Genomic DNA, 4,252 nt, shown 5'->3' with positions numbered 1-4,252 from the left:
GCTTACTTGATGATCTTGGCAACCACGCCGGCGCCGACGGTGCGGCCACCCTCGCGGATCGCGAAGCGCAGGCCCTCGTCCATCGCGATCGGCGCGATCAGGGTCACCACCATCTTCACGTTGTCGCCCGGCATCACCATCTCCACGCCTTCCGGCAGCTGGCAGGCGCCAGTCACGTCGGTCGTGCGGAAGTAGAACTGCGGACGGTAGCCCTTGAAGAACGGGGTGTGGCGGCCGCCCTCGTCCTTCGACAGCACGTACACCTCCGCCTCGAACTCGGTGTGCGGGGTGATCGAACCCGGCTTGCACAGCACCTGGCCGCGCTCCACTTCGTCACGCTTCGTGCCGCGCAGCAGCAGGCCCGCGTTGTCGCCCGCCTGGCCCTGGTCCAGCAGCTTGCGGAACATCTCAACGCCGGTGACCGTCGTCTTGACCGTCGGACGGATGCCCACGATCTCGATTTCGTCGCCCACCTTGATGATGCCGCGCTCGATGCGGCCCGTCACCACCGTGCCACGGCCCGAGATCGAGAACACGTCCTCGACCGGCATCAGGAACGGCTTGTCGATGTCACGCTGCGGCTCCGGGATCCAGGTGTCCAGCGCGTCCACCAGCTTGATGATCGACGGCACGCCGATCTCCGACTGGTCGCCTTCCAGCGCCGAGCGCGCCGAACCCTTGATGATCGGGGTGTCGTCGCCCGGGAAGTCGTACTTGCTCAGCAGCTCGCGGATTTCCATCTCGACCAGCTCGAGCAGCTCGGCGTCGTCGACCAGGTCGGCCTTGTTCATGTACACCACGATGTACGGAACGCCCACCTGGCGAGCCAGCAGGATGTGCTCGCGCGTCTGCGGCATCGGGCCGTCAGCGGCCGAGCACACCAGGATCGCGCCGTCCATCTGCGCCGCACCCGTGATCATGTTCTTCACGTAGTCGGCGTGGCCCGGGCAGTCCACGTGCGCGTAGTGACGGGTCGGCGACTCGTACTCCACGTGCGCGGTCGAAATCGTGATGCCGCGAGCCTTCTCTTCCGGCGCCGCGTCGATCGCGTCGTACGCCTTGAACTCGCCACCGAAACGCTCCGCGCCAACCTTCGTCAGCGCCGCCGTCAGCGTCGTCTTGCCGTGGTCAACGTGACCGATGGTGCCCACGTTCACGTGCGGCTTCTTGCGCTCGAACTTTTCCTTGGACATTAGCGTTTACCCGGTGGAGTCAAGGTTTGTCTTCGTCCGGACCCGCGCGGTGCGGGACCGGGGTGGTGGTGCTCATGACTGGAATCGAACCAGCGACCTCTTCCTTACCAAGGAAGTGCTCTACCGACTGAGCTACATGAGCGAATCTTGGGTCTTGCGGTGGAACTTCAATCCAATGGAGCGGGAGACGGGAATCGAACCCGCATGATCAGCTTGGAAGGCTGAGGTTCTACCATTGAACTACTCCCGCCCTGCTGGACCGGTGCCGACTGGTCCTGCCGAGCTGGTGGAGGGAGGTGGATTCGAACCACCGAAGGCGTGAGCCAGCAGATTTACAGTCTGCCCCCGTTGGCCGCTTGGGTATCCCTCCGTCAGGGAGCCCGTAATTTTCACGGCACCCGCCCTAATTGTCAACGCCTTCCGGACAATATTTTTCCCGGGGCTCAGACGTTGAAGCGGAAATGCAGCACGTCGCCTTCCTGGACCACGTATTCCTTGCCCTCCAGGCGCAGGCGCCCGGCGTCGCGGGCGCCGGATTCGCCCTTGTACTTGATGAAATCGTCGAAGGCGATGGTTTCGGCGCGGATGAAGCCCTTCTCGAAGTCGGTGTGGATCACGGCCGCGGCCTGGGGCGCGGTGGCGCCCTTGTGCACCTGCCAGGCCCGGACTTCCTTCACGCCGGCCGTGAAGTAGGTCTGCATGCCCAGCAGGGCGTAGCCGGCGCGGATCACGCGGTTCAGGCCGGGCTCGTCCAGGCCCATGGTGGCCAGGAACTCGGCCCGGTCGGCGTCCTCGAGCTGGGCCAGCTCCTCCTCGATGGCGGCGCAGACGGGCACCACCTGGGCGCCCTCCTTCACGGCCCGGGCCCGGACGGCGTCCAGATGCGGGTTGTTCTCGAAGCCGTCCTCGAGCACGTTGGCCACGTACATCACCGGCTTGAGGGTCAGCAGGAACAGGTCGCGGACGACCGCCCTGTCCTCGGCCGACAGGCCCAGGGCCCGGGCCGGGGTGCCGTCGTCGAGGCCGGCGCGCAGGCGCGCCAGGACCTCCTTGCGGGCGATGGCGTCCTTGTTGCCGGTCTTGGCCTCGCGCTCGGCGCGGTTCAGGGCCTTTTCGACCGAATCCAGGTCGGCCAGGGCCAGCTCGGTGTCGATGGTCTCGATGTCCGAGATCGGGTCCACCTTGCCGGCCACGTGCACGATGTCGGTGTGCTCGAAGCAGCGCACCACGTGCGCGATGGCGTCCACCTCGCGGATGTGCGCCAGGAACTTGTTGCCCAGGCCCTCGCCCTTGGACGCGCCGGCGACCAGGCCGGCGATGTCCACGAACTCGAACGAAGTCGGGATGACCTTCTGCGGCTTGACGATCTCGGCCAGCTGGTTCAGGCGCGGGTCCGGCACCGGCACCACGCCCGTGTTGGGCTCGATGGTGCAGAAGGGGAAATTGGCGGCGGCGATGCCGGCCTTGGTCAGCGCGTTGAACAGGGTGGACTTGCCGACGTTGGGCAGGCCGACGATGCCGCATTTGATACCCATGGTGGGGTCTTCTTCCTCAGGATTTGGGGGTGTGCAGGCGCTTCATCGCCTCGGGGAACTCGCCGGCGACCGCCAGCGGCAGGACCGCCAGGGCGTCGTCGATGGCCCGGAGGATGGCGGCCTCGTCGTCCTTCCCGGGCCGGCCAAGCACCCAGGGGGTGACCTTGTCCTTGTGGCCGGGGTGGCCGATGCCGATGCGCAGGCGGTGGAACTTGCCGTGGCCCAGGTGCTGGATGGTGTCGCGCAGGCCGTTCTGGCCGCCGTGGCCGCCGTCGAACTTCAGGCGGGCGGTGCCAGGCGACAGGTCGAGCTCGTCGTGGGCCAGCAGGGCCTGCCCGGGCTCGATCTTCCAGTAACGCAGGGCCGCCGCCACGGAGCGCCCGGAGGCGTTCATGAAGGTGGCCGGCTTGAGCAACCAGAGCGACTGCCCGCCCAGCTCGACCTTGGCGGTCTCGCCGTGCAGCTTCGACTCCAGGCCGAAGCGCGCGCCGGCCTTTTCGGCCAGGGCGTCAAGAAACCAGAACCCGGCGTTGTGCCGGGTTCGGGCGTGTTCGGCACCGGGATTGCCCAGGCCGACGATGAGGCGGAGACCAGCCACGTCGGAAGCGTTCGGATGCCGTCCCGGCCGGGGCCGGGACGGCAGGCCGGATTACTTCTTCTTCGGCGCCGCCGGGGCGGCGTCCGGCTTGGTGACCTTCGCAGCCGGGACCTCGGCGGAGGTTGGCGCGGCGGTTTCCTCGGCCTCGACGCGGGCGTGCTTGGCGATCACGATCGCCAGGTCATGCTCCTTGCCGTGGGCCAGGGCCGGGATGGTGACGCCCTTGGGCAGCTTGACCTGCGACAGATGCATGATGTCGCCGACCGCCAAGGCCGACAGGTCGACCTCGATGAACTCCGGCAGGTCCTTCGGCAGGCAGCTGACTTCGACTTCGTTGAGCTCGTGGGTGACCACGACGCCCGCCGACTTGCCGGCCGGGGAGATTTCCTGGTTCACGAAGTGCAGCGGCACCTTGGCGCGCAGGGCTTCGTTCTCGCTCACGCGCAGGAAGTCCAGGTGCAGGATCTGCTGCTTGAACGGGTGGCGCTGCATGTCGCGCAGGAGGACCTTCTGCACCTTGCCGTCGACGCTCATGTCCAGGATGGCCGAGTAGAACCACTCGTTCTGGCTGGCGAGCCAGAGGTGGTTGTGCTCGATCTGGATGCTCTGCGGGTCCTGGTGGCCGCCGTAGACGATGGCGGGGACCTGGCCGCTGCGACGGAGGCGGCGGCTCGCACCCTTGCCCTCGTCCTTGCGGCCGGTGGCCGTGATGTTGTGGTTGGTAGCCATGTTGATGTTGCCTTCTTCAAGTGTGATGCGCCTTGCGGCGCTTTCCGCGCGGCCCGCGACCAGGCCCCGCGCCGTTCCCGTTCCGGGAATCGGGGGTCGGGGCCCCGCGGGGCCGCTACCCGCTTCCCCCCCCGGGGTGAAAACCCCGAAAGCGCACAAAACCCCTCCCCCAAGGCGGATCGGGGGGTTGGTTGGGG

Annotated in this window: 4 protein-coding genes and 3 tRNA genes; all 7 read right to left on the bottom strand. The window is 67.1% G+C overall.

From position 1 onward, the window contains the following. Positions 1 to 2 precede the first annotated feature (2 nt). Positions 3 to 1,193 carry an elongation factor Tu gene (gene tuf / locus ACE3Q2_RS12130; protein ID WP_374474276.1) on the bottom strand — a complete coding sequence of 397 codons (1,191 nt, stop codon included), beginning with the start codon at positions 1,191 to 1,193 and terminating at the stop codon, positions 3 to 5. Between the two features lie 66 nt (positions 1,194 to 1,259). After that, a tRNA-Thr gene (locus ACE3Q2_RS12125) sits at positions 1,260 to 1,335 on the bottom strand. 34 nt (positions 1,336 to 1,369) lie between these two features. Further along, positions 1,370 to 1,443: transfer RNA gene (locus ACE3Q2_RS12120), tRNA-Gly, on the bottom strand. Between the two features lie 34 nt (positions 1,444 to 1,477). Continuing rightward, a tRNA-Tyr gene (locus tag ACE3Q2_RS12115) sits at positions 1,478 to 1,563 on the bottom strand. A 73-nt stretch (positions 1,564 to 1,636) separates the two neighbouring features. Beyond that, positions 1,637 to 2,728, bottom strand: coding sequence for a redox-regulated ATPase YchF (gene ychF, locus ACE3Q2_RS12110; protein WP_374474274.1), 1,092 nt, complete (start codon positions 2,726 to 2,728; stop codon positions 1,637 to 1,639). A 16-nt stretch (positions 2,729 to 2,744) separates the two neighbouring features. Then, positions 2,745 to 3,326 carry an aminoacyl-tRNA hydrolase gene (pth, locus tag ACE3Q2_RS12105; protein WP_374474272.1) on the bottom strand — a complete coding sequence of 194 codons (582 nt, stop codon included), beginning with the start codon at positions 3,324 to 3,326 and terminating at the stop codon, positions 2,745 to 2,747. Between the two features lie 51 nt (positions 3,327 to 3,377). After that, a complete protein-coding gene (locus ACE3Q2_RS12100; RefSeq protein WP_374474270.1) occupies positions 3,378 to 4,055 on the bottom strand; it encodes a 50S ribosomal protein L25/general stress protein Ctc in 678 nt (225 codons plus the stop codon). Between the last annotated feature and the right edge of the window lie 197 nt (positions 4,056 to 4,252).

Source organism: Arenimonas sp. (assembly GCF_041913985.1).
Taxonomy (GTDB): Bacteria; Pseudomonadota; Gammaproteobacteria; order Xanthomonadales; family Xanthomonadaceae; genus Arenimonas.
Note: the sequence above shows the minus strand (reverse complement) of the source record. Positions and strands in the feature narration are given on the sequence as shown.

Bases quoted from the DNA above. Each gene is read 5' to 3' on its own strand.
- tuf (WP_374474276.1), bottom strand. From the start codon at position 1,193: ATGTCCAAGGAAAAGTTCGAGCGCAAGAAGCCGCACGTGAACGTGGGC.
- ACE3Q2_RS12100 (WP_374474270.1), bottom strand. From the start codon at position 4,055: ATGGCTACCAACCACAACATCACGGCCACCGGCCGCAAGGACGAGGGC.
- ychF (WP_374474274.1), bottom strand. From the start codon at position 2,728: ATGGGTATCAAATGCGGCATCGTCGGCCTGCCCAACGTCGGCAAGTCC.